The organism is Butyricimonas sp. Marseille-P3923, from assembly GCF_900184685.1.
Classification (GTDB): Bacteria; Bacteroidota; Bacteroidia; order Bacteroidales; family Marinifilaceae; genus Butyricimonas; species Butyricimonas muris.
The window spans coordinates 979391-1004310 of sequence record NZ_FXXL01000007.1 but is presented as its reverse complement, the minus strand read 5'-3'; the positions used below and the strand labels follow the sequence as shown (position 1 = coordinate 1004310).

The window sequence follows — 24920 nt, the reverse complement described above, 5'->3', positions numbered from 1 at the left end:
TCCCACTCGTGCTCTATTTTGATAAAAAATATATAGAAAATTACTTGCATTTAGAAAAAAAATGTTGTATATTTATATACTATTATTTTAACGAGAAAAAGCCGTAACAACCTTGAATAGGGCAAAAATTTTCAAGGAAAACGGCTAAATGTTTAATTAAAAAATTTAAAGAATGGCAATTTTAGATGAATCTATGTTAGTGGGAGCTTCGGGAAAAATCGATGGCTACGTGGTCTACAAGGTAGGCAAAAAGACTTACGCGCGGAAATCGCCGAGAACGATAGCGAATCCCCGCACGGGAGGACAAACGGCGCAACGGTCGAAATTACCGGGTGCGCAGACGATGCACCGGGCTGCACGGGGAAGCGTGCTGGAACAAGTTTACACGATCGTGGCACGAGAGGAAGAAAGACTTTCGGGGTACCATTGGTTTTTACACGCGAATATGAACGTGTTCGGGGCGGACGATTACGTTGACTATCCCCGTTTAATGCTGACGGCGGGTAGTTTGCAATTACCCTTCGGGATGCGGCAGGTGGCGGCTGACGCGGGGCAGCTGGAGGTGGCGTGGCAAGATAACTCGTCGACGGTGACGGCTCAATCGACCGACCGGTTGATGGTGGCTGCCATTTTCGATAGCGAACCCTATCAGCCCGTCGTGTTGGAAAATGTGCGGGGATGCCGCGCCGACGGGAAAGGGTGCGTGTATTTGCCGGAAGGCGAATGGACGGAGGCGCACTTGTATTGTTTCTTCGGGACGGTGGATGGGAAACGCTATTCTCCGTGTATGTATTTTTCTATTCGTAAATCTTAACGGGTGGTAGTTATGGCTATATTTGATCCTACTATATTTCAGGGGCTTTCAGGTTCCGTGGGGAACGTGACGGCGTACAAATTGGGCGACAAACACGTGGCGCGGGGAAAAGCGATCGTGATAAAGGACGCCAAGACCTTGGCACAATTGAAGCAGCGGGAGCGTATGCGGGTGGTCACGGCGCTTCGTCGTGGTTTTATCGTCGTGCTGGAAGCCGGGTATTGCTCGGCTTCACGAAAAGTATGCTCGAATTGTTTCGTGAGGGATAATATCGGGAAAGTCGAGGTGGACGACGAGTTGAACACTACCGTGGATTTGTTGTCGCTGTCCCTCTCGGGCGGAGAACTCGGGATGCCCCAGATCCGGGCGGAAGTGGAGGCGGGCGAGCGGCAAGTCGTGTTCCGCTGGGGAAGCCAGCCGTTAATGCCCCGGATGGCGAAGGACGATCTCCTGTTTGGTGCGGTGTTCGAGCGAGTGTTACGGAGAAGTCGGCTCGTGGAGTTGGGGACAAGGGGAGAGTGTGGCGAGTTGGCATGGATGCTGCCCGAGGGGTGGGATGCGGGGCAACTGGTTGTTTACGGTTTCGCCACTAGCGCTAACGGGAAGAGGGCTTCCGGGACGCTGGGAATACTGGGATAATGTTATAAACAAATCTCCTTGTCAGTAAAGGAGATTTGTTTTTAACGGGATAATGGTATCGTGGTATATGAATAATTGTTTGTTATCGTGATAAAGGAACGGGAGTTCCTCTTTGCCTGTCGTGAGATCGCGTAGCCAGTATATGCGGTCGCTAGGTACGTTGTTGAATAGAAGGTAGTTGTGGCGGGCAATTTTAGTCCCGGCGTTTTTCCATTCGTTGTCCCAGTACAAGAGTTGATAGCGATGTCCGAGCATGATATGGTTTTCTGCGTTACCGGGGGCTACGCGAATTTTTTTCACTTTCATGGGACGTTTTAATGACATTTCGTTGGTGCTTTCATAAGAAGGATACTGCATACTCGTGTTATATAAAGGACCCCAACGTTGATTGGGATATTTTGCGATATCCGGGTGTAATTTCATGTATGTTTCTTGCCCCTTTTGCTTCCGGGTAACCTCGGGAGAAAAAACGGGTAAGGGAGTGGCTCGTTTTAGAGAATCTTCAGGGGTATATTCGTCCGTGAGAAATTCAATGATGCTCATGTTGCTTCGGGGAAACTCACCCGGGGCGACGTATCGATAGAAACGGAACGGATGGCATATTTCCGGGGTGTATTCCTGGAGATTGAGGATGGGGGCTTCCCGGATGGTGTAAAGCAGTGTCGAGTCTGAAAAATCCTCGCGGTTAGCCCCCTCGAATCGACCGCCTATCATTCTTTTTGCTTGTTCTTTCAAGTAAGGTTTTTCCGGAAATTTACGGAGAAGAACAAGAGTGTCTTTACGGGTTGAATGTTCCGGGACTATTTCCACAATTCGATATGATCCGGGGAGCGAATCAACAGGAACGATGTAAAACGGAGAAGCGAATGACACGAGCGTGTCCCCCCGGAAATAAGAGGGAAAATAAAGCGTGTGGTACACCGCGTTCTCGAACACGACCTGTTTTCGTGCTTTGTCGATTTTTCCCCATGTCGCGGGAGCTGTACCTGTTGGCGTGTTGTCGAACGTGTAAAGGAATGCCAAGTGATTGGGTGTATCTTTGTCGAAGGGAAGGGACACTCGTGTAACCCGGTAATATTCTCCGGTTACCTCTTTGAGGCAAGGGGTATCAAAATAGTCCGGTAAGTATTCCCCTTCGGCTTTTAACATGTAGGGACTGTTTGTTTGTGCGCCGAACGTGTTCCTGAAAAAACTGGGGGAAGCGCTGGAGTAGGGGCTGAGGGTGTCGAAATTGAAAGTTTTGTTATAAAAATTTTGATTTGTCGTGCTGTCAATAAATTTACAGTGGAAATGTCTGTTTGTTTTCTCCCGAAAAGACACGTTGTAGTCCACGACCACGGGGATCCCGTAAGCCCGGAATATGTTGCAAGCGTTGTTTGCCATGCAAATACAATCCCCTTTATATCCAAGGAAAAGGTCATATACACCCACGTGTTGCCCTTGATTGATAGCTAATGACGAACGTATAAATCGAGTGTAATGATTGTAACGTAAGATGAAACCGTGTATATCTTTCATGGTGGAACGATCCAGCCAGCCTTTGAACATGTCGTTTAGTCTTTTCCCGTTCTCGAAGAACGGGTAGCCTGCGATAGCCCGGTAGGGGAGAATCAATTCTTTGAATTGTTCAAAGGTGAGATAGGAGGCGTGCGGAAAGGTTTGCCATGCTTGGAAAGCATTTTCTATATGTGACACGAGAAAAACGGAAGATATGTATTTCGGATCGGGAAATGTCCCTTTTTTGATTGTCGGGGTGTCAACGGGCATAGCGTTGATTAATTTTTTTATCGCGATTTGGAAATAATAATTTCTTTCCTCGTAATATCTTGAATTTAGCATGGTGTCCCGTATGTTACCCGTGGCGTATTTGTATAAGCTGTCTATTCTGGTATGCCATTTATAAATGGAAGAATCCGGGAATATAGCTTGTTCCGTGGAAAGATGCCATTTCATGTTGTCGATCAAGAAACAGGCGGCTTTGTATTTCAGGGAGTCGGCAGGAGCTTCTCGATAGTGGCGTAAGACTTTTTCCAGTTCTCCACGATTGCTCCCGGCGAGGGAGAGGGTTTCTTCCACTCCGGCGGGATAGCGGGTACAGGCAAAGGGGAGGAGGAGGGTCAACAATGGAATGATTTTTATCATGAGGATTTTTTTGTTGATAATGCTTCTGATAATACTTTTTTGTATAATTTCCATAAAGGGAGGTTTCCTATAGGGTTGCCAATTAGAATTACTTTATTTTCCTTGTTTAACAAGAAGGTTTGATAATTTGGGTCTTTAGGGAATAGGTTGAGTTTACCCATTTTATTTTCATAATCATGAAAAATTGGTAAACTGAATTTATTCTTCTTTTTTAGCGTTTCAACGATAGCGTAGTCTTTCGTGTTAACAATAAAAATGAATGCGATACTTGTGTTAATAGAATCACTCTCTTTTATGTATTTTCCCCATTCGTGTAATTTTAACCTGCATTCAGTACAACTATTGGAGTCCACGATGGTTAGAATTTTAAATTCTTTGCTTGTTAATGATTTCCATAATGAATCTTGTTTAATGTTTATCGTATTAGGGAATTTGATTTCCTTTTCAAGCCATTGTTTCACTATGATTTCAGCTCTTTCTTTATTTGGATTGCATGAAATACAAAAAATGAAAATGTATAAAATACAAATGAACTTCATGGTATAGGTTGAAAATTTATTTATTATTATGTCTATTCGATATTTTGTATATTAAATCGATACAATTCTTCGTCTGCAGTAATACCGTAAAGTTGTTTGTTTTTCTCGTCGATATTAATATATAAAAGATACTCGGGAACAATTATTTTGCATACAGGGTTTCCGTTCCAGTCGTATACTTGAATTTCTGATTTTTTTGAGTCTAATCCCCAGCGTGTTATTGGTTGATTCGCGTATAAGGCATATATTTGTTTGTCTGTTACGCATAGGTCCGAGTAGTACATGTTCGGTTCTTTGCTATCATCCAAAGGTAAATGCATGAAATTTCTGGAGGTTGTAAGTGAAAGGTGTTCTTCTTGCTCGAGGTCGAGAATATTTATTTGGTCAAATTGAAGCATTGCTTGGGCTAGTTTTTTAAAGTCCGGTTTGATTTTATCTGCGGAACCGACTTGATTTCTCTCGATGTCGGTAATTTTATCATATAAGATGTATTCACGAGATATTTCATTTTGGAGATTATGTTGCGTGTATGCTATTTGTTTTTTCTCGTGCTTGTAAATGCGAGTGAATAATGGCATGTTTTTTTTGAATTTTGTTTTGAAAGGAATTTCACGGAAACTGGTCAGTGGTGTCGTGATAGTATTGTTTTCTATGATAGAACGTGTAAGATTAAAAGAAAACATACTTCTTTGATTGATGTCTGTAAAATATATGTGTATTTGATTTGAATCAATATCATAATAATCACAGTAAGTGAACCCTAAAAATTCATTAGCCCCTCTTCCTTGTGGAATGAAATCATTTATTTTATTCAAATGGCATAAATTATAGACGGAAAGGTAATTCGATTGGTTGTAATTTTGAATCACGAGCAAAGAATCTATAATAAAGAAGGCTGACGGTCCCACGAGGTCTAACGGTACTTTTTCTCCCGTGATTTCAAGTGTTTTGGGAAAGTCTTCAATGAATCTTATTGAGCTGTGATTCAATATGCTTTTTTCTGTGCATGAACAGAATACGAGAAAAATAGATAATATGTAGAGTTTCATAAAAAAAGAGTTATTTGTTTATGAATCCAAGGGTATATTAAACCCTTGGATTTTAAATTTACCATTTGCAATATCCCCCAGTTGTAACACCTGTACCTGAATAATATTTGCATTCAACACATCGTAAATATTCGTCGTTAACATTTACGGAAGCTCTTGTGTAACAAGTCGCTTTTCCTGATTCAGAGCCTGAGCCGCCCTCACCTCTTGCTAATGCCTCAATATTTTTAAGAGCAAGATTTCCAAAACTTTCTTTTTTTGATAAATTAATATTTATGCTAATGCTTGTTATTATTGCGATAATGAATATGAACAAAATATTTAATGTTTTCTTTTTCATGCTTGTTATTTTTTTTTATAATAATTTCTTTCCGTCTTTTACCCGTGTATATCCTTTCAACAGGAGAGATGACGTTTGTCTCGGATTTTTTATACCTTTATACTTTCTTCTTTTTTGAGGAAGTCGGCGGTGTCGGGGTCTTGCTAGGATTGTTCCGGCACCGCTTTTCTCCCCTCTGATGATGTTTAATGGTTTGTTTGACTTCTATTCAATCACGTTGCCGTCTAGCTTCAGCTCGTGTATTTTGGATGAAGTGTTACATAACACTTGTATCGTTTTGTTGAAACGTCCAAGCGAGTTGGGCTTGAAGGTTACTTTTATATCTTTTGTCTTGCCCGGTAGAACGGGACGTTTGTCCCATTGGGGGGCGGTACAGCCGCAAGTGGTGACGACATCCCGGATGATGAGGGGATGTTTACCCGTGTTCTTGATGATGAAGATTATATCGGGGTGATCGTCGTAATGCAGGGTTTGCAAATTGACGGAATCTTGCAATATCTCCACCGTGGTGAGCGGGGCGTTTGTCCATTCTTGAACGGGAGCGGTAAAGGCAAGCCAACATATGATGATGGCTGCCGAACATGTGGCAAGTATACCTATATATATAAGGTGTGTTTTTTTCATGATGATGGTGGTTACAAGTTGAATTGGACAAGTTTCGCGTCGGGAGTAGTCCCGTAGAGTAGGTTTTCTTCCGTGTCGAACGCGAGGTAATTGGCGGCTTCCGGCAGGGTGTAATTATTTAATAAGGTTCCGTTCCAGTCGAAGACGAGGAGGGTGGAACTGTTGATGATTTTTTGCCCATATTCTTTGTAAGTCTTGCCGGAATAAAGTACGTAAATTCGTTCGTTAGACACTGCCACTTCCCGGAAGCCCGTGACGTTATCCGAGTAATAAGCCACGTCGGGGTATTTACCGTCATTGATGTCCACGTGGGGATAGTAGTACGTGTGACGGCAGACGAGCGAGATCGTGTTGCCGTTGATGCGACAGATATCGAGTTGACCGCTACGGATGTCGGTGCAGACGAAAGCCTTGTTGTCCGGGCGTAGGCGTAGCACGGTGCTTGCCCAAAGGATGCTTTTCCCGTAATCGGATAACTCGGGATAAGCGGGATGCACGGGGTAGGGGACGGCGTATGATTCGCTGCCGTCGTCCAGTGAATAAAAACGGTAGCGGCCTTGCTCGTAAAGCCCGGTGGAAATCACGAATCCGTCACCTTGGATAGCCGAGAGGTGAGTGTTGGTGCCTTCTGCCAGCACGAGGGGATGAGCCGCGGAGCGGCTTAATGCCTTCGGGTTGTGGCGATGGAGTTTACCGGTTTCAAAATCGAAAACGGATAGTTCCCCTTGTTCGTTTACCGATAGATTGTCAATTGTGTATGCTTCATTTTCCCCTTTGCCGAAAGGTAACCAGTCGCGAGTGGTGCGGTTGGAAAGATCGATGAGGCTGAGGTTATTTTCTTCATAACGTCGTTCCACTGCGAGTAAATCCCCGTGTTTAGTGATTTTTAGCGGTGTCGTGATCCCAAACTCGTGAAGGTTTGTCACGAGGGTTGAGGTGATTTCATTACCCGAGGTCTGGATGGATGCCGGGATCTCCAAATAGCTGTTATCCGTGGAACAGGATAAAAATAGCGGGAGGATGATTAGTGGGATAAGGTGCTTTTTCATGATAGTTAGTCTTTCTTTCTCATGCCATATAAGATTTCACCGTTAATGATACATCTGCCTTCGCCATTAATACACGAAGAAGAAACTGAATTTTCACCTCTTGAAAGAGCTTCGATATTGCGTAGTGTAGTTTCTTCTTTTTCATGAATAGGTGAAAAACTTGTAAATAATACTTCTAACAGTATTGCTGCAACGATAATCGTGTTTTTTAGATTCAATTGTTTCATTTTTCAAAATTTGTTTTTATATTGCATTGTTTTATTTTCGTTGTATGCAACAAAAATATGGAGAAAAAATAGGAGAAAGACAGATGCAAGTTCATAAAATCTTCATAAAATTGAAACCGAAAGGAGGTGTCCCATTGCTGAAGGAGGTAGTAATGGCGATAATAGCTATTGTTTTTGTTATTTTATTGCAATACTGGCTTGTTTATTTGTTGTATGCAGGAGAGGAGGGAAGAATAAAAAAAGAGTTAAAAGAATCTACTCTTTGGAATATTGGCGAATTGAGTCAAAGAGAGGCAATGAAACCTGATAGTATTGTTAGGTCTATTAGTAATGATGCTCAAACAGGAGAGTTGTTGATAAGTATTGGAGAGAAGGAATATCGTGTAAAAGTGGATTCTTCAGAAAAGGCTTTTGAAAGAGAGGCTATCGTGGCTTACGACGTGAACTTGCGGAACCCGATTACCTTGGCTTGTTTGGATTCGTTGGTTAAGCATAGGGCGAAAGAAGTAATCGGTAATCTCTCAATCGCTTTCCGTCGCGTAGATTCATTGGGCAACACGAAAGAGGTATATCCGCCGGGTAACACGAGGTATATGGATATGGAGGAAGCGGGATACGTGCGATTGGGATATATTAGCGGGGAGAAGGTGGGAGTGCTTTTTGATTTCACGTGGAAGGATTTTCTATACAGGTTCTGGTGGCAGTTTACTGGGATTATTTTGGTCGGGTCGGTACTCGTGGTGTTGATTGTATCTTTTGCCTGTAGGATTTGGAAACAAAGGAAGTTGCGACAATTGCAGGAAGCGTGTTTAAGACAAAGAATGCATGATTTGAAAAGACCCGTGGGAGCGGTCGAAGGACTATTTCTTCGATTGCAGCGGCAGATTCAGAAGGTTTCGGATAGGGAGAAAGGCGAGGAGATGTGTGATATCGGGTTGGAAAAAGCAGCCATGCTGAAAAGGGAAATGAGTAACGTGTTGCAGTTGGCGATGTTGATGTACCGCAAACGAGTGGAATGGGTGGATATTTCATTGAAAGAGGAATTGGTAGCGTTGGCAGCGGAAGAGCAGTTTGCTAACCCGGAAAAGGATATTCGGGTAGAGTTGGATTACAGGTTGCCGAACGTGTTGTTGCTCTCGGAACAGTTCGTGTACGCGTTGCGGAATCTGATGGATAACGCGGTGAAGTATTCCGGGGAAACGGTTTTTATAAAAGTAGCTTGTTACCGGGAGGGGAAAGCCCTTGTCGTATCAGTGACGGACGAGGGGAAAGGTATTGCTAAAAAAGATTTACCTTATATTTTTGAAGAGTATTGGCGAGTTGGTAGGGATGAGAAAGCAAAAGGCTTCGGGTTGGGATTGGCATCCGTTCAGAAAATTGTGAAAAGGCATAAAGGGAAAGTTCACGTGGAAAGCGAATTGGGAAAAGGTTCCACGTTCACTATAAAATTAGATAACTATGGAAAGAAAGATAAAACTTTTGTATGCCGAGGACGAGAAGGAGATGCGGATTACGTACACGGAAATATTATTGGAGCAAGGATTTGACGTTTATGCCGTGACGAATGGGGATGAGGCATGGGAGGCTTACCAAAAGGATGAATGGGATATATTGTTATTGGATATCGAAATGCCGGAAAAAACCGGGGAGGAAGTAATCCGGTTGATTCGGGAGAATGATACTCAGGTGCCTATCGTGGTATTTACCGGATACGACCAAGAGGGATTGTCTGTTATGGAAGCGGACGGGGGTGCGGATGATTACGTGAGCAAGGATTGGTCTGTCAAGGTTTTGGTTGATCGTTTGGGCAAGCGTTTGAAAGATGCGATGAGAAGGGCGGAAAGAGGTGAACAACGGGTATTCCGTCTGTCTTCGCGTATGACTTATGACAAGGTTACCAATATTTTGACGATAGACGGTAAGGCGACAAAATTAAAAGGAATGCAGGGGAAAATCATGTTGATATTTTGTACACGCAGAAACGAAGAGATCAAGAGTACGGAATTATGCAAGGAATTATGGAATTTCGACGATGACCTCAAGAAAGGGGAATTATCAACATATATATCACAATTGCGAAAGATATTGAAAGCCGATCCCTCTGTTGAAATAGTCAATAATAACGGTTGTTACCTCTTAGTAGTTCCGGATAAGTAAACGCATATCTCTTTGCATTTCCTCGACGGCGGAGGAGAATACTTTCGGTTTTTTGTTGATGACGAGGTTGGCGGTGACGATGGCTTTATCGATTTGTCCGCTTTCGGCGTACATTTTAGCGAGAAGGTAGAGGGGGTAGATTCGGTTGGGAACCATGCGGGATGCCGTGAGGAAGGTGGCTTCTGCCAAGTCGTATTGTTGCATTGCCTGATAGTTTTTTCCCATGATATTGTAGATCATCGGGTCGGAGGAAAGAACGGCAGCTTCACGAAGTACCCGGTTACTTTGGTCCGGGTTGTCCGTGCGGGAGAGGCATTGCCCGTACTCGAACAGAAAGGCGGGATGATCTTTCAGAATGGGGTATATCGCCCTGTAATTGTCCACGGTTCGTTTGAATATCTGCATGTTAAAATAGATTTGTTCGCTTCTCCAGCGTTTGAATGCTTCTATGCGTTCTGTTTTTCCCGAGGTGAAGTACCACACGGGAACAAGTAAAAACAGGTAGAATATTCCCACTATCCGGGGGGACGGGGCGGAAGACGATGCCGTACATTGTGCCGTGAGTAGCGAGAACAGGATGGCTAACGGCAACACGTTGAACGGGTAGGAGAAACAGGAGAAGATGAGAAAAGCGATTAACGCTCCCACGTGTCCCGCTTGTTTGTGTATTTGGGCTCGATAGGCATTCCGGATGGCGGAGGCGATGATGCCGAGAAAAAGCAATAGCCCGATAAGGCCGTTTTCCACGGTGATTTGAATAAACTCGTTGAACGCGGATTCCGGGGCATCGGCAACGAGTTCTTCTTGTGGCGTGTAGTTGTCCTGCGTGAAATAGGCTTCCTGCGCTTTCCCGTAAGGTCCTGCGAAGTTCCCGAAACCGGTTCCTGTTACCGGGTGTGAAGCTATGATGGTTGTGGATACTTTCCAAATCAAAAGGCGTCCATCAGCGGAGCTTTTTTTCATCATGTATGTACCGATCATTAAAATGCCAATGACCAGAAAGATGACAATCGTGGCGACAGGGGTAATAATGGGATGCGCCCGATAGAACGCGATGCATTGCTGACGCAGGTGATAATGGTATCCCACTACAATTGCACACCCGACGATGGCTGCCACCCATGCACTCCGGCTCATGGTAGCGGGCAGGACGAGAAGGAGGGCGATTACCACGCCGATAGAAATGATATGAGGCCATTTGTGTGTCGTAAGGGCATAGTGTAAGGCCAGAGGAAAGATAGCGACCAGAAAGCCGGAATAGGGCCCCGGGTTAAAGAATGAACCTGTCAGGTCGAACTGGTTGTGAAATGAAGGAGTGAGCCCGTATAGCTGTGCCGCGCCCCACATCGCCTCGATAAATCCGACAGCCAGAAGGGCGACATTGACGAAGTTTCCGGAGGAGAAGGAGGTGAGTATCCTGAAAAGGAAATAGGTAACCCCAACGAGCACGAGGATTCCCGCCCGGGCGTGTATTCCTTGCCCGAAGTAGTGCAGGTTCAGCAGGCTGTACGCTATATAGAGAAATACAAGTAGATCCGTGAGCGTGAAACGGAAAGGACGGATCAATGCCAACAATACACAGGGTATTGCAACCCAAGGAAGTATCGAGTAGAACCAAAAGATTTTCGCTATACGGTTTTCCAGTTCCCCTCCCGTGATGAATGTAGAGGACAACAATAATAGTGATATGATGAAAACAATTGTTCCTAGCGTGTAAGTCTTAATATTCTCCTTCAATAGCATTTTACGTCGTTTTATGCAAAAGTAGGAAAATATATATAATATGTATAATGGAAAGTTGATAATATTCTAAGAATTATCGCTTGCTTCGTCTTCTTCCTCTTCTTGTTTAGGTGGTTGAGGGGTGTTGAAGATGTCGTATTTATCGAGGGGTTGCAGGTATTTCAACCAGCGGAAATCTTTCAGACGTTCTTCTCTCGGGTCGACAAGGAAGAGGGGAGTCAGGTCACCGTCGGGTTTGTTTATGAAAATGATATCTGTCACCCGTCGTTTCTCTATCATGATACGGATGTTGGAACTGGTGGCACGATTGACACCGATAATAGCACCTTGGTCATCCGGGTAGTAAATGGTTTCGCCACTCCCGTCCACGTATACCATGTATAACTCGTTATCCTTGAAATACCCGGTCATATTTCTTCCTTTGATCTGGTCGAACATTTCGGTATCCCATCGTCGTCCGACCATGAAGGCTTTGTTGTTCAAATAGAATTGTTTGATTTGCCCGTTACCCGTGAGCAGTGATATTTTTTCGGCAGTCATCTGGTAACCGGATGCCCATGTAACGGGTTCATTGTACAAGGTTACGGTTGAATCTGCGGTCAGGTATACCATAGAGTCACATACGCCTTGTATATCTTGGCTAAAGAATCTGACCTTATGAAACGCGCGTAGTATTTGATTTTTGGCGGAATCTTGTTCCATATACAGGGTATCGCCGTGCAGGAACAGGGAATCCTGTTTGCTGCAAAGGATAAGTAGGGCACTGTCGGTGACGAATGACTGGTTGGTTTCCCGGTTCATCTGGGCGTAATGTCCTTTCACGATCACGTCGTTGACCGAGTCTATCAAAGTGATGTTCCGGTACAGGTTTGCCATGCCGCTGATACTGTCAATTATCATGGTGTCGCCGTATCCCGTGTAAGTGAGGTGGGTGAGGCGGTTATTTTTATACAACTCGGCATGCCCCAAGTTGGAGTCGTACCATCCGTCTTCGGAGTAGAGAGTGTTGTTGTCTTCGCCTTTGCCGTAAATATTGGTGGGACCGAGGATGTACACCAGTTTTGTCTCGGTGTTGTATTTCAATGTATCGGAATAGATATCGTAATCGGGGGAAACCACTTTCACGCTATCCTTGAAGAAGGCGAGCTTGGATTGCGTGAAGTAGGTGCCTTGTTTGCTATCCAGCGTGTTTACTTCATCTTTTAGGTTACCCCAGTTGAAATAGTACCCGATGTCGAAAATCCCGTCATAATCCAGATAATTGGTCTTTAGCGTGATTTGCGGGTCTTTGAGGGTTACGTTCCGGCGTACTTGTATCATTTTTTTGTTCGAGTCATAATACATGTAATCCCCTGTCATGTGGATACTGTCATTCTTTATGACCCGCACATGCCCGAAGGCTTCAAGGTAATTGGTATCCGGTCGTTCTACTTGATAAAGACTATCGCACCACATGAGTACATCATCGTGCTTCATGTGTACGTTCCCGATAAATTTTCGCAGGCTATTCTGGGTATCCATGCTGAAATTATCGGAATTCAGAATGTTTACTTTCGACTTTTTTACTTGTGCTATACCGTTTACGGGGAATAATCCCCATAACACGCATAACATTCCAACCCAAATACCTGCTCTTGCCATGAAAAATAGTCAATCTTAGATCATCAATTATTTAATCCAACCGTCGTAGTGGAATTTGATGTTTTTGTATTCATCGTCGATATGGATATAGGTATTCGCTTGTCTTTCCTTGATCCATTTCTCGATAACTTCTTGTTCTTTTTTTCTTTTCAGCCCGTTCTCGAAGCTCATCCAGTCATCTTCAAGATTAGCCGTGTGAGCGGGGTAATACGCTTTTATTTTGATGATTTTGTACTCGTCGCCTATTTCTGTTCTGTCAAGGAAGGGTTCGGAGATTTCACCTACTTGCAGGCTGTTTACCTGACGTGCCATATCTCCTTTGATTAACTCTTTCGGTAATTTGGAATCCGCGTCGTACGCGTTGAAAAGGAGTCCGCCGTTTTTACTGGTTTTTTTATCGGTTGATACCCAGAAAGCGGCTTCTTCGAATGTCCATTCCCCGTTTTTGATGGTAGTCACCAGACTGTCCAGACGTTGAAGGGCTGCTTCACGGTCTTTTTCTTCAATTCTGGGACGTAACAAGATATGACGAACGTTTACTTTATCTCCTTGGCGGTCGATGTATTGGATAATGTGAAAACCGTATTCCGATTCCACGATTTTGGATATTTTTCCCGGTTTCAAGCTGAATGCCGCTTCGGCAAATTCCGGTGTCAATTCGTTCTTGGACATATAACCCAATTCTCCACCTTTAGCAGCGGTTCCCGGGTCTTCCGAGTAGAGTACTGCCAACGTATTGAATGATTGTTTGCCTTCAAGGATGTCATCGCGGTATTGTCTAAGCAGGTTCCGGATACGTTCTTTTTCCGTGTCGGCAATTTTCGGTTTAATCACGATTTGTTGTATCTCGTATCTGTCACCCACTTCCGGTAAACTGTCTTTGTTGAATTTGCGGTAGAAATAACGTACTTCCGAAGGGGTAACCCGAACGTTTTCCACTATTTTCTGTTGCATCCGATTGGTGATCATTTGTTCCCGCATCGGGGTACGCATTTCGTTTTTGATTTCCTCGTATGATTTACCGAAATAGCTTTCCAGTTTCTCGCGTGAACCGATGTTTCTCACGTATTCTTCCAACTGAGAGTTTAATTGTGCTTCTACTTCCGTGTCGGAAACTGTTATACTATCTATTTTGGCTTGCGCCATCAATAGCTTCTGAACCAGTCTGTTCTCGAATATTTGAGCTTTGGCATCGGCTTGATTAGCGATTGCGCTTCGCGTCTGTTCATGTAAAAAATCGTTCTCGATGTCTGATTTCAACACGATTTCTTCTCCGACCACAGCGATAATCTTGTCAATCACGTTCTTTTGTGCTGAAGCATAACTAGCTAAAAATAAAAGTATAAGCAGTGATAAATATCTCATAATCCTTTAATAAATTTATACTCAATAAAAACGCTCTAAACTAATACTTTTTCTTCAAATCTAAGAATAATCCGTTCGTTTTCGCTTTTTTATTTTTAATTTTCAAATCCTGTTAATAAATTTTGACGTAATCTTTACGTGTTCCTTCCGCGTTTATGTCTTTCTCTAGGTTTTCCTCGAAGGCTATTTTGCGTTTGTTCAATAATAGTATTTCGATTTCTTTTTTCACGTACCCGAGGGGAGCAGTTTCGTGTTCTTGGCGAGTTTCGTATATTTTCAGGAAATAGTAATTCTCGTCGTTTTCCGTTTCTATCAACTCTTTGTTTTTATATTTGGCTTCCCAATCGCTGCCCGTGATGGGCAACAGGTTCAATATATCGCGCAAGGGTATCCATTGGTCATTGAAATTATCGTATTTTTTAGCCGAAGTAATGCAATACTCTTCCAGTGCCGCTTGATCTTTGGCATCTTTCGAGCGGAACCATTTCCGTACGTTGTCAATATTGATAGCCGATTTCGGCAACACGATAAACAATGCCCGCACGACGGGAGTGTTGAGTATGAAGTTGAACTTGTTGTTGTCGTAATATCGCGCTATCTCGGCATCGCTGATACCCCGGTCGAGTTTTTGAGCCACGAGTTTCTCCTTGTATTTATGGATGAGGATGGACGAGGAGTAATCTTCCACTTGCTTGCGGATATTCTTTTCTTCATCGCTTAGATTCTGGATTGCCTTGTGGAGCAGGAGTTCCTTGGTTATCCAGTTTCTCACGTAGCTTTGTGCCATGATCGTGCTGTCTGCCGAGGGGGCGCCGACGGGGATGATACTATTTACTTCCGAGAGGAATAAATATTTATCAAATGCCTTGGCAACGGGCTTTTCCTCTTCGGGGAAATTTTCTTTACACGCACCCAGAAAAAGGGTTATCAACAGTATATATTGTAATTTCATCATCTCGCTTGAATTATATTCGGGCGAAAATAATAAAAAGCGATTTAATTCTATCGATTCGTGGCAGTTTTTTCGTGTATTTTGTATTTTTGTGGAAGATTTCGAATGATGACCCGCGATATAAAGGATATATTGAAAACGTACTGGGGATATGATGAGTTTCGTTCCCTGCAAGAGGATATTATCCGCTCCGTGATGAGCGGGAGGGATACACTTGCCCTTATGCCGACGGGCGGGGGGAAGTCCCTTACTTATCAGGTGTCGGGATTGGCGATGGAGGGCGTCTGTCTGGTGGTGACTCCTTTGATCGCGTTGATGAAAGATCAGGTGGAAGATCTGAAAGGGAGAGGGATTTCGGCAGAGGCGATTTATACCGGGATGAAGACGGAACGGGTGGCATCTATTATTAATAAGTGTATTTACGATACGGTGAAGTTCCTTTATGTTTCTCCCGAGCGTTTGTATTCCGAGCGTTTCCGTGAAAAATTACGGATGATGAACGTGTGCATGATCACGGTGGACGAGGCTCACTGCATATCGCAATGGGGATATGATTTTCGCCCCGCGTACTTGCGAATAGCGGATGTGCGGGAATACTTCCCCGGGGTGGTTATCCTCGCCTTGACCGCCACGGCAACCCCGGCAGTGGTGAAAGATATCCAGCAACAACTTCGTTTCGAGACTCCCCGTGTCCTGTCAAAGAGTTTCCGTAGAGAGAATATCTCGTACGTGATTCGGGAAACGGAGGCGAAACCGCTCGAACTTTATAACATATTGTCCAAGGTGCGGGGAGGGGCTATCGTGTACGTGCGTACACGGGAGAAAGCCTCGTCCGTGGCCGCTTTCTTGAATAAATCGGGAATAAAATCCGATTTCTATCATGCCGGTTTGTCTTCTTTACAGCGGGCACGACGTCAGGAATTATGGAAGAACGGGGAAGTACCCGTTATCGTGGCTACCAATGCTTTCGGGATGGGGATTGACAAACCGGATGTGCGGGTAGTGGTGCATTACGATATCCCGGACAGTCCCGAGGCATATTTCCAAGAAGCGGGACGAGCCGGACGGGACGGGAAGCGGGCGTATGCCGTGTTGTTGTCTTCTCCCCCGGCCGTGGGTGCGTTAAAAAGGCGTATAGAGGATGCGTTCCCGTCGAAAGAGTATATTAAACGGGTGTACGAGGCTTTGTTTAACTATTATCAATTGGGGGAAGGCGAGGGCGAGGGGCTCGTGTCGGAATTTAACCCGGATGTATTCGTGACAAATTTCAAGTTGAACTTGGCGAAAGCGATGTCTGCCATTGAAATATTGGACGTGGCGGGATATCTGACTTACACGACCGATTTGAATACTCGTTCCCGGGTGATGTTTATCGTCGTGCGTGATCGTTTGTACGATATTGACACGGGTAACCCTTTAATGGAGAAGTTATTGGTACTTCTAATGAGAAACTACGCGGGTATTTTTGTTCAAGATGCTTATATTGACGAGGGCTTTTTAGCGGATCAACTGGGGATAAAGCGGAAAGAGTTGTATGATGCTTTCGTTACTCTGGCTAAACGCAAGATTATCCGTTACGTGCCGGGGGACACGAAACCTTATGTTATTTTCCACCGTCCCCGCTTGCCTCTGTCATACGTGTCTATCGGTCGGGAGGCTTACGAGGAGCGCAAACACGCGTACGCGAGCAAAATCGAGGCTATGGTGCGTTATTGCGAGGACAAGGAAACGTGTCGGCAATTGTTGTTGATGGAATATTTTGGGCAGAAGGAAAGCGAAGCCTGCGGTATATGTGACGTGTGTATCAGTCGGAAGAAAGCGTCGGTAAGGGAGAAACCTGTCGGGACGGACGAGCGGATACTGCAATTGCTCGCGGGGCGGGATGTTCCTGTAAATGAATTAGTCCGTGGAATAGGTGTGTCACCGGAGGTGGTGGTCGAGCGGATTCGGGCATTACTGGATGAAGGGAAGATTCGATATGTCACTCCGTCCGTTTTGGGATTGATAAGCCGGTAAAGTTTACTTGTAACTTGTGTATGGTAAAGGGTTCGTTACCCCTTACGCTACCCTTTCGCTACCTCATGAACGTAGCATGAACGTATCATGGACGTATCATGAACGTAACCCGTCGTTTATGCTGCCTTTGTGGTATGTTAAACCAGTATTTTTAAGGTAAAGTAGGGATAGAGAATAATATAGGGAACATAAAACTAAAGATATATTTCGAGTTTTATTTAGTGAAAGAAAAAAAGTTTTAGAATCATCGGTACCTTTTTTCTCGTGAAGTGTTATAAGGGAAATAGCGATGAGATGAGAAAAGAGAATGATGATATTATTCGTTTGATTGTACGGAGTCTTCGGGGGGAATTGACCCCGGATGAAGAGGTACTTTTTATATCGTGGAAATTTTGTTCGAAGGCCAACGAGGAGATGTACCGACGTTTGGAACGTGAATACAAGGAACACGCGGAGTACGCGCTGTACAAGCAATTTGATACCCGCAGGGAGTGGGCTGTCGTGGAGAAAGGTATTCGGAAAAGACGTTCCGTGCATCGTTTGTATCGTGTGGCAATTGCCGCTTCGTTCCTCGTTTTGGGTATTGCTTCTTATATCTTGCTCGCTCCCGAGAAGGAGCCTCCCCGGCAGTTGGCAAAAGTCTTGCCAGTCGGCGAGTATTCTTTCAGCAAGAAGGCTTCTTTGATTTTGCCCGGGGGCGATACGTTACAGATTACACCCGTGATGACTGACACACTAATCGAGCGATTGCCTTTCGTGAGCAATAACGGGGAGGCGTTGGTGTATCACGAGACTTCGGGTTCGGATACTCTTGTGTATAATACCTTGGAGATTCCGCGGGGAGGGGCTTATTCCCTGCAATTGGCAGACGGAACGAAGGTCATGTTGAATTCCGAATCGCGGTTAAGGTTCCCGCAGGCGTTTAACGGCGATACCCGGGAAGTATTCCTTGACGGGGAGGGATTTTTCCAAGTGGCTAAAGACGCGGAGAAACCTTTTATCGTGCATTGTACCGATTACAAGGTGAGAGTACTGGGTACGACGTTTAATATCTCGGCTTACGCGAGTGATGACGTGTCTATGACCACGCTGGTCGAGGGACGGGTGAACGTGGAGCGGGGGGACACGAGGGTGTTGCTGATTCCCGGGGTGATGGCTTCGGTGACACGTTCGGGTATCACCACGCGGGAGGTGAATGTTGATTCGTATATCTCGTGGACGAAAGACCAGTTTAGTTTTAGCGAGGAACGATTGAAGGATTTGTTAAAAAAGATATCCCGCTGGTATGACGTGGATTTCGTGTTTAACAACCCGGAAATCGAAGAATACAAGTTCTCGGGATTTATTCCCCGGTACGAGAATATAACAGCCGTATTGCAAATCATGGAGCAGGCTGCCGACGTGGTATTTAAAACAAGTGATGATAAGAAGATTACGGTGTACGATAGTCATGAGAAAGTACACTAAAGGTATAGAGTGAAAAAATAAGTTTGGTTTAAATTTTTGAAATGAAAAGATGGATTACCTTAAGTATGGTGATGCTATTTGTATTGCCATGCCCGGAGCTAACTTTTGCTTCCGCTAAAAAGAAGAAAAAAGCCACCACGGAGGTGAAGAAAGAACCCGTGAAGCGGCAGAGTAAGTATGACAAGCTGGTGAAGAATAAGCTGTGCGTGACGGCACGGGGCAATTTTGTTACCTTGCATAAGGTGGACGGGAAACTTTATTTCGAGATTCCCGCGAAGTACCTGAACCGAGAAATGTTGTTGGCATCGACGATTTCTGAGGCGAGTGACAATAACCTGTGCGCTATCGGGTACAAACCGAAACCGCCTATGCATATCAAGTTCACGAAGACCGATAGCACGATATTCATGAGAGAGGTGAACGTGACGGCCACCTGTAACGAGAACGAGGGACACATGAAAACCGTGATGGAGCGGAGTTTTATGGACCCGATTATCAACTCGTTCAAGATTTATTGTTACACGAACGATAGTTCCGCTTTTCTGGTCGATATGACCTCCCTGTTCACGGGGAACGTGGAGAAGTTGGCGCCGATAGCTAATTCGGGGGGGACGGTGGAGATCACTGCGGCGTTTAATAGTTCCGGGTCTATTCTGGATGATATTAAAGCGTTTGACGATAACGTGACGGTGAAATCATACCTTTCCTATTCCGTGACAGCAAAGATGTTGGGTATACTTTTATTGAAAAGGAACGAGCCGTTGACGGTGAAGGCTACGCGCACGCTGTTGTTGTTGCCGGAGGAGAAGATGCATCCCCGTGTCAGCGATTCCCGCGTGGGGGTGTTCCTGACGAACGCAAAACAGCATATCTCGACCGATCAGGATAAGATTCAGGCCTATACTCTGGCTACCCGTTGGAAGTTGGAACCCAAGGATATGGAAGCCTACAAACGGGGCGAGTTGGTGGAACCCGTGAAACCGATCGTGTATTATCTGGACGATGCTTTCCCGGAAGCGTGGAAGGAGCCGATGCGTCGGGGTACTTTGCGTTGGAACAAGGCTTTCGAGAAGATCGGGTTCAAGAACGCGGTACAAGTGTTGGATTTCCCGAAGGACGACCCGAATTTCGATCCTGATAACTTGAAGTATTCCTGCATCCGTTACGTGCCGGCAGCGATATCCAATGCCATGGGTCCCTCGTGGACAGACCCGAGAACCGGGGAAATTATCAACGCGTCCGTGATTATTTTCAATGACGTGGCGAAGCTCGTGAACCAATGGCGTTTCTTGCAGACTTCACAAGTGGATGAATCCGTGAGGGGGAAGAAGCTACCGGATAACGTGTTGGCGGAATCTTTGGAGTATATTATCGCTCATGAGATTGGGCATACGCTTGGTTTGATGCATAATATGGCTGCTTCGGCCGCCTATCCCGTGGACTCGTTGCGGTCGGCAACTTTTACTCGAAAGTATGGCACGACTCCCTCTATCATGGACTACGCCCGCTTTAATTACGTGGCGCAGCCGGGAGATAAAGGGGTGAAGTTGACTCCGCCCGATCTAGGAGTGTATGACGAGTACGTGATTAAATGGTTGTACACGCCACTACCGGGACTTAGCCCGAAAGAGGAGGCAGCCGTGTTGGAGAGTTGGATAGACGAGAAAGCGGGCGATCCGTTGTACCGCTATGGGAAACAGCAGGTGATAGAGCGTTATGACCCGAGTGCTATCGAGGAAGATTTGGGGAATGACCCGATTAAGGCGGGGGAGTACGGGATACGGAATCTGAAATATATTTTGTCACACTTGAACGAGTGGATTCAGGATGACGCGGACGGCGCTTACAAGGAGCAGATGTATAACGAGTTGGGGAACCAGTATTATCGTTATTTGCGCAACGTGATGTATAACGTGGGTGGTATTTACCTGTCGGAAGTGAAGGCGGGAACACCGGGTAAGACGTACCAATCCGTGCCGAGAGAGGTGCAACGGAAATCTTTCTTGTGGGTGTTGAATCAATTGAAGAATAGTGATTGGCTGCACAACGAAACGTTGACCGACCAGTTCTCGTTGCGGGTTGCCTTGCCCCCGATCGTGCGCTATTACACTGGAACCGAGTTGTTGGGATGTTACAAGAACGTGATGCTTTCTGCCCATGTATCCAAGAATCCCTACACGATGAAAGATTATTTTGACGATATGTACGCCCAAGTTTGGGAAAGTGCTATTAAGAACCGGAAGCCGACCGAAGGGGAGAAGATCTTGCAACGTTTGTCGATAGACCAGTCTGCCGACGTGATCACGAAGAAGTCGAAATTGGTGAAAGTGTTGACTGATGAGGATGTGCCTGCCGTGGGGAACGAGGCGTATATGCCTTCCGTGGATGAAATTGTCACTTACGGTCTGGACGAATCCGGTTTGGTGAGCGCGTTTCGGGATGAATTGCGGGAGATAGAACGCGAACGGGGACGCGGCTTCGTGGCGAAACAAATGGCTCTTAATTCTTTCAAGTACGGCTACGGGTGGCAATACCGTGTGAATACCCGCACTATCGATGATTCCAAAACCCGTTTCCACGCTTACGCTATTCGGGTGAAGAATCTGTTGAACAGTAAATTGTCTTCGGCAGATACCGAAACGAAGGCACACTACCAAGCGATGCTTTACACGTTGGATGAGGCGTTGAAAGCGTTGAATGAGAAATGAGTTGATAAAGTTCATAAAGTCTGTAAAGTTCATAAGGTTTAGAACCTCGTCACTTTATAAACTTTATGAACCTTATAAACTTTACGAACTAACTTAAATATGTTGAATATGAAAATGAATCTGTCTTTGAAATCCGGTGACAAGCCGCGGCGAATGTTTAAGGTTTGCCTGTCGCTTTGTTGCATTCTTCTATTCAGTTTTTCCGGTTTCTGTGATTCGTTGTCCCGGAAATACGACGAGAAGACACCTCTGAATCTGAAATTCGAGAAAGCCACGATGTTGCAGGTGCTGAATACGTTGAAGAAGGAAACCTCGTTGGATTTTGTTTACAACCACGAGGAAATTAAGGGAATCCCTTTGATCACGAGAGAGTTTAAAAATGCCACTATCCGGGAAGTCCTTGATTATTGTTTGAAAGATACACCATACGCCTATTCATTTGTCAATGACGTGGTGGTGATCAAAAAGCGTCAGGAAACCAAAACCGTGGAAAAGATCACGATCACGGGAGAGGTAAAAGACGAGGAAGGAACCCCGCTCGCCGGAGCCACGGTACTGTTGAAAGGTACGACTTTGGGGGTGGCTACCGATGTGGATGGAAAGTACAAGTTGGAAATCCCCGTTCAGAAAGAAATGGTGTTGATTTTCAATTTTATCGGTATGTCGAGCCAGACTTTCACGATCACGAAATCACAAGAGTTGAACGTGGTGATGAAAGAGGACACGAAGGTGTTGGAAGACGTGGTAGTCACGGGGTATTACACGCAGTCGAAGAACGCGTATACCGGTGAAATCACGACCGTGAAGGGGGAGGATTTGTTGAAAGTGTCTTCAACCAACGTGATACAGGCTTTGGCTGCCTTGACTCCGGGGTTGAGAATCATGGAGAATAACGAGCAAGGCTCAAACCCGAATGCTATCCCCGAGATCTTGATTCGGGGTGCCAATTCTATTATGACTGAAAATCAAGCGGACGTGAATACCCCTTTGATTATGCTCGACGGGGTAGAAATCTCGATAGAAGAATTGTATGACTTGGATATTCATGATATAGAGAGAATAGACGTGTTGAAGGATGCTTCTGCCGCGGTATTGTACGGGGAGAAGGCATCCAACGGTGTGATTCTGGTAGAGCGTTCACGGGTAAAAGGAACGAAGCCCCGGTTCAGTTATAATTTTACACCCAATTTCAGTTATCCCGATTTAACTTCCTTGCGATTGACTAATGCAACACAGAAGTTGGAATTGGAACGCCTTGCCGGGTTGTATGATAACGTGGATGGTAGTCTTGATCCGGCTTATTATTATAAATTGGATAACGTGCGGCGGGGGGTAGACACGGATTGGCCTTCCAAACCTTTGCGTTGGGCTTTCTCGCACAATCATTCGGTGAATCTGTCCGGTAGGGGCAACGGGATCGAGTACAAGGCGAACGGGAGTTTCGGAGATTCTTACGGTGTGATGAAAGGGGATAACCGTAGAAGATACGGGTTGAATTTCACTTTCGCTTATCATTTGAGCGATAAGTTGACTTTCACGTATCGTTTCGCTTTTTCGATGACGGATAGTAAAGCGAGTCCTTACGGGGATTTCTCCACGTACACGAAATTGAACCCGTATAACCCGGTATATGATGAGGACGGGGAATATATCAAACTTTATTATTTTGATCCGTTGTCCGGTAGTTCTTCAGATTCTAAGAATCAAGGCAATCCGTTGTATAACGCTACTCTATCCAGTTTTAACAAGGGGAGAAGTAAGTCGTTCACGAATTATTTGAGTATGCGTTGGGATATTTTCAAGTCTTTCTTTATCACGGGAGATATGAATGTGAAGATGACGGAGTCGTGGAGCAAAGTGTACGTGTCGCCAGATGATTCTTCATTCGAGGGGGCTACCTTGAACAAGCGGGGAACCTATTCTTTCACGAATAACGAGGGAACCAGTTGGGCGGGCAAGTTCGTGTTGAATTATCGTTTGCCCTTGAATAAAGACGGTAACACGGTGTTATCTTTGAACGCGGGTGCTGATATCGGTATTAACAATTCTTCATCAATCACGACGAAAGCGGAAGGATTTCTGAAAGACGGGATGACGGATATTAAATTTGCATCGCAGTATGCCAGTACTCGTCCCTCGGGAGGTGATAAGAAATCCACGGAGGTAGGTTTTTTCGTGAATGGTAGTTTCGAGTTGTTGGGACGTTATTTTTTGAACGGTTCTTATAAGTCTGCCGGCTCATCAAAGTTTGGAAGCGAACATCGTTTTGCCCCGGTATGGACGGCGGGTATCGGTTGGAACGTGGATAAAGAGAATTTCATGAGTAATGTCAGTTGGTTGAATATGCTACGTTTACGTTTCAGCGTGGGTTCCACGGCTAACGTGACCTTCTCGCCCTATCAAGCGATGACGACTTACGAGTATAAGACCGATTTGATACATTACGCGGGAATCGGTGCCGTGCCTATCACGATGGGAAACCCGAATTTGAATTGGCAGCTCACGACAAAATATAATTGGGGTTTGAGTGCGACGTTGTTGAATGAGCGTGTGAATATCGACGCCAGTTACTACAAGAATAAGACGAAGGATGCTTTGATGCCGATCTCTTTACCGTGGTCGGTGGGGGTGTCTTCGGTGCAGGTAAATATGGGTAAGCTGGAAAATTCGGGATACGAGTTTTCAATATCGGGACAAATCATAAGACAAAAGGATTTGTATTGGATGGTTACCGTGAACGGTTCGCACACGATGGATAAATTGACAAACGTGTCCACGGCATTGAAGGCTTACGAGGTAACTCAGTCTTTGGGGGCACGTCCTTCTCTGAGATTTGAAGAGGGAGGTTCACAATTCGCTATCTATGCCATGCGGTCGGCAGGTATTGATCCGGCTTCCGGAAAAGAAGTTTTTATCACCAAAAACGGGGAATATACTTTGGATTATGATACGGATGAACGGGTAGAAGTGGGCAACACGAATCCTATTCTCGAGGGAAGTATATTTACCAGCCTTACTTACAAGGGGTTCACGTTGAATATCACGACGGGGTACAAGTTCGGGGGAGATGCCTATAATAGTACGCTTGCCGATAAGGTGGAAAATATTAACCCTTGGGAGAATGTGGATCGCCGGGCTTTTACCGACAGGTGGAAGGAACCGGGTGATTTGAAACGTTTTTTGGGAATTCCGGAAAGCAAAAGTGATGCTCAACGTTATTCGGCACGTTTCGTGGAACGTGATAATTTATTCGAGATCAAGAGTATTTCTCTTACTTACGAGTTTAAACCGGAATGGTTGAAGCGGATCGGTGTCAAGCGTTTGAACGTGGGTTTCGGGATGAGCGATATTGCGCGTTTCTCTTCCATGAAGTTGGAAAGAGGAACTTCCTATCCTTTCGAGAGGAGTTTTAATATCACGTTTAGACCGACTTTTTAGCAAACTGTAA

The 24920-nt window shown here is 45.1% G+C and carries 19 protein-coding genes; 8 read left to right on the top strand and 11 right to left on the bottom strand.

The window, feature by feature from the left end:
• Positions 1-172: 172 nt before the first annotated feature.
• Entirely contained in the window at positions 173-814 is a 642-nt protein-coding gene (locus CS948_RS15775) for a DUF6266 family protein (protein WP_099292642.1), read from the top strand.
• 12 nt (positions 815-826) lie between these two features.
• Positions 827-1453, top strand: coding sequence for a hypothetical protein (locus CS948_RS15770; RefSeq protein ID WP_099292641.1), 627 nt, complete (start codon positions 827-829; stop codon positions 1451-1453).
• 21 nt (positions 1454-1474) lie between these two features.
• On the opposite strand, the gene CS948_RS15765 is transcribed toward CS948_RS15770, so the two are convergent.
• The 7 genes from CS948_RS15765 to CS948_RS15730 form a co-directional block, all read right to left on the bottom strand.
• On the bottom strand, positions 1475-3595 hold the full coding sequence (locus CS948_RS15765; protein ID WP_141560967.1) for a hypothetical protein: 2121 nt from the start codon (positions 3593-3595) through the stop codon (positions 1475-1477).
• Positions 3592-4134 carry a hypothetical protein gene (locus tag CS948_RS15760; RefSeq protein WP_099292639.1) on the bottom strand — a complete coding sequence of 181 codons (543 nt, stop codon included), beginning with the start codon at positions 4132-4134 and terminating at the stop codon, positions 3592-3594. The genes CS948_RS15765 and CS948_RS15760 overlap by 4 nt, the downstream gene beginning before the upstream one ends.
• A gap of 32 nt (positions 4135-4166) precedes the next feature.
• Positions 4167-5183 carry a BF3164 family lipoprotein gene (locus CS948_RS15755; RefSeq protein ID WP_099292638.1) on the bottom strand — a complete coding sequence of 339 codons (1017 nt, stop codon included), beginning with the start codon at positions 5181-5183 and terminating at the stop codon, positions 4167-4169.
• A 58-nt stretch (positions 5184-5241) separates the two neighbouring features.
• The gene (locus CS948_RS15750; protein WP_099292637.1) at positions 5242-5523 is read right to left on the bottom strand and encodes an NVEALA domain-containing protein; all 282 of its coding nucleotides are present in this window, start codon (positions 5521-5523) and stop codon (positions 5242-5244) included.
• 204 nt (positions 5524-5727) lie between these two features.
• The gene (locus CS948_RS15740) at positions 5728-6147 is read right to left on the bottom strand and encodes a DUF1573 domain-containing protein (protein ID WP_099292635.1); all 420 of its coding nucleotides are present in this window, start codon (positions 6145-6147) and stop codon (positions 5728-5730) included.
• An 11-nt stretch (positions 6148-6158) separates the two neighbouring features.
• Positions 6159-7196: a BF3164 family lipoprotein gene (locus tag CS948_RS15735; protein WP_099292634.1), complete on the bottom strand. Its 1038-nt coding sequence runs from the start codon at positions 7194-7196 to the stop codon at positions 6159-6161.
• A gap of 5 nt (positions 7197-7201) precedes the next feature.
• Positions 7202-7423 (bottom strand): hypothetical protein, encoded by a 222-nt coding sequence (locus CS948_RS15730; RefSeq protein WP_099292633.1) that lies wholly within the window; start codon positions 7421-7423, stop codon positions 7202-7204.
• Positions 7424-7467: 44 nt separating this feature from the next.
• On the opposite strand from CS948_RS15730, the gene CS948_RS15725 reads away from it, so the two are divergent.
• Both CS948_RS15725 and CS948_RS15720 read left to right on the top strand, forming a co-directional pair.
• Positions 7468-8970: a sensor histidine kinase KdpD gene (locus CS948_RS15725; protein ID WP_141560966.1), complete on the top strand. Its 1503-nt coding sequence runs from the start codon at positions 7468-7470 to the stop codon at positions 8968-8970.
• The gene (locus CS948_RS15720) at positions 8882-9580 is read left to right on the top strand and encodes a response regulator transcription factor (RefSeq protein WP_099292631.1); all 699 of its coding nucleotides are present in this window, start codon (positions 8882-8884) and stop codon (positions 9578-9580) included. The genes CS948_RS15725 and CS948_RS15720 overlap by 89 nt, the downstream gene beginning before the upstream one ends.
• Here CS948_RS15720 and CS948_RS15715 read toward each other — a convergent pair.
• The 4 genes from CS948_RS15715 to CS948_RS15700 all read right to left on the bottom strand — a co-directional run bounded on the left by CS948_RS15715 (position 9560) and on the right by CS948_RS15700 (position 15284).
• Entirely contained in the window at positions 9560-11323 is a 1764-nt protein-coding gene (locus CS948_RS15715) for an O-antigen ligase (RefSeq protein WP_099292630.1), read from the bottom strand. The genes CS948_RS15720 and CS948_RS15715 overlap by 21 nt on opposite strands.
• A 66-nt stretch (positions 11324-11389) precedes the next feature.
• On the bottom strand, positions 11390-12964 hold the full coding sequence (locus CS948_RS15710) for an OstA-like protein (protein WP_099292629.1): 1575 nt from the start codon (positions 12962-12964) through the stop codon (positions 11390-11392).
• Positions 12965-12991: 27 nt separating this feature from the next.
• Entirely contained in the window at positions 12992-14329 is a 1338-nt protein-coding gene (locus CS948_RS15705; protein WP_099292628.1) for a peptidylprolyl isomerase, read from the bottom strand.
• Between the two features lie 112 nt (positions 14330-14441).
• Entirely contained in the window at positions 14442-15284 is an 843-nt protein-coding gene (locus tag CS948_RS15700; RefSeq protein WP_255302042.1) for a peptidyl-prolyl cis-trans isomerase, read from the bottom strand.
• Positions 15285-15389: 105 nt separating this feature from the next.
• On the opposite strand from CS948_RS15700, the gene CS948_RS15695 reads away from it, so the two are divergent.
• The 4 genes from CS948_RS15695 to CS948_RS15680 all read left to right on the top strand — a co-directional run bounded on the left by CS948_RS15695 (position 15390) and on the right by CS948_RS15680 (position 24910).
• On the top strand, positions 15390-17297 hold the full coding sequence (locus tag CS948_RS15695; protein ID WP_176555171.1) for a RecQ family ATP-dependent DNA helicase: 1908 nt from the start codon (positions 15390-15392) through the stop codon (positions 17295-17297).
• A 294-nt stretch (positions 17298-17591) separates the two neighbouring features.
• The gene (locus tag CS948_RS15690; protein WP_099292626.1) at positions 17592-18764 is read left to right on the top strand and encodes a FecR family protein; all 1173 of its coding nucleotides are present in this window, start codon (positions 17592-17594) and stop codon (positions 18762-18764) included.
• 41 nt (positions 18765-18805) lie between these two features.
• The gene (locus CS948_RS15685; RefSeq protein ID WP_255302041.1) at positions 18806-21472 is read left to right on the top strand and encodes a zinc-dependent metalloprotease; all 2667 of its coding nucleotides are present in this window, start codon (positions 18806-18808) and stop codon (positions 21470-21472) included.
• Between the two features lie 108 nt (positions 21473-21580).
• On the top strand, positions 21581-24910 hold the full coding sequence (locus CS948_RS15680; protein WP_255302040.1) for a SusC/RagA family TonB-linked outer membrane protein: 3330 nt from the start codon (positions 21581-21583) through the stop codon (positions 24908-24910).
• Positions 24911-24920 lie beyond the last annotated feature (10 nt).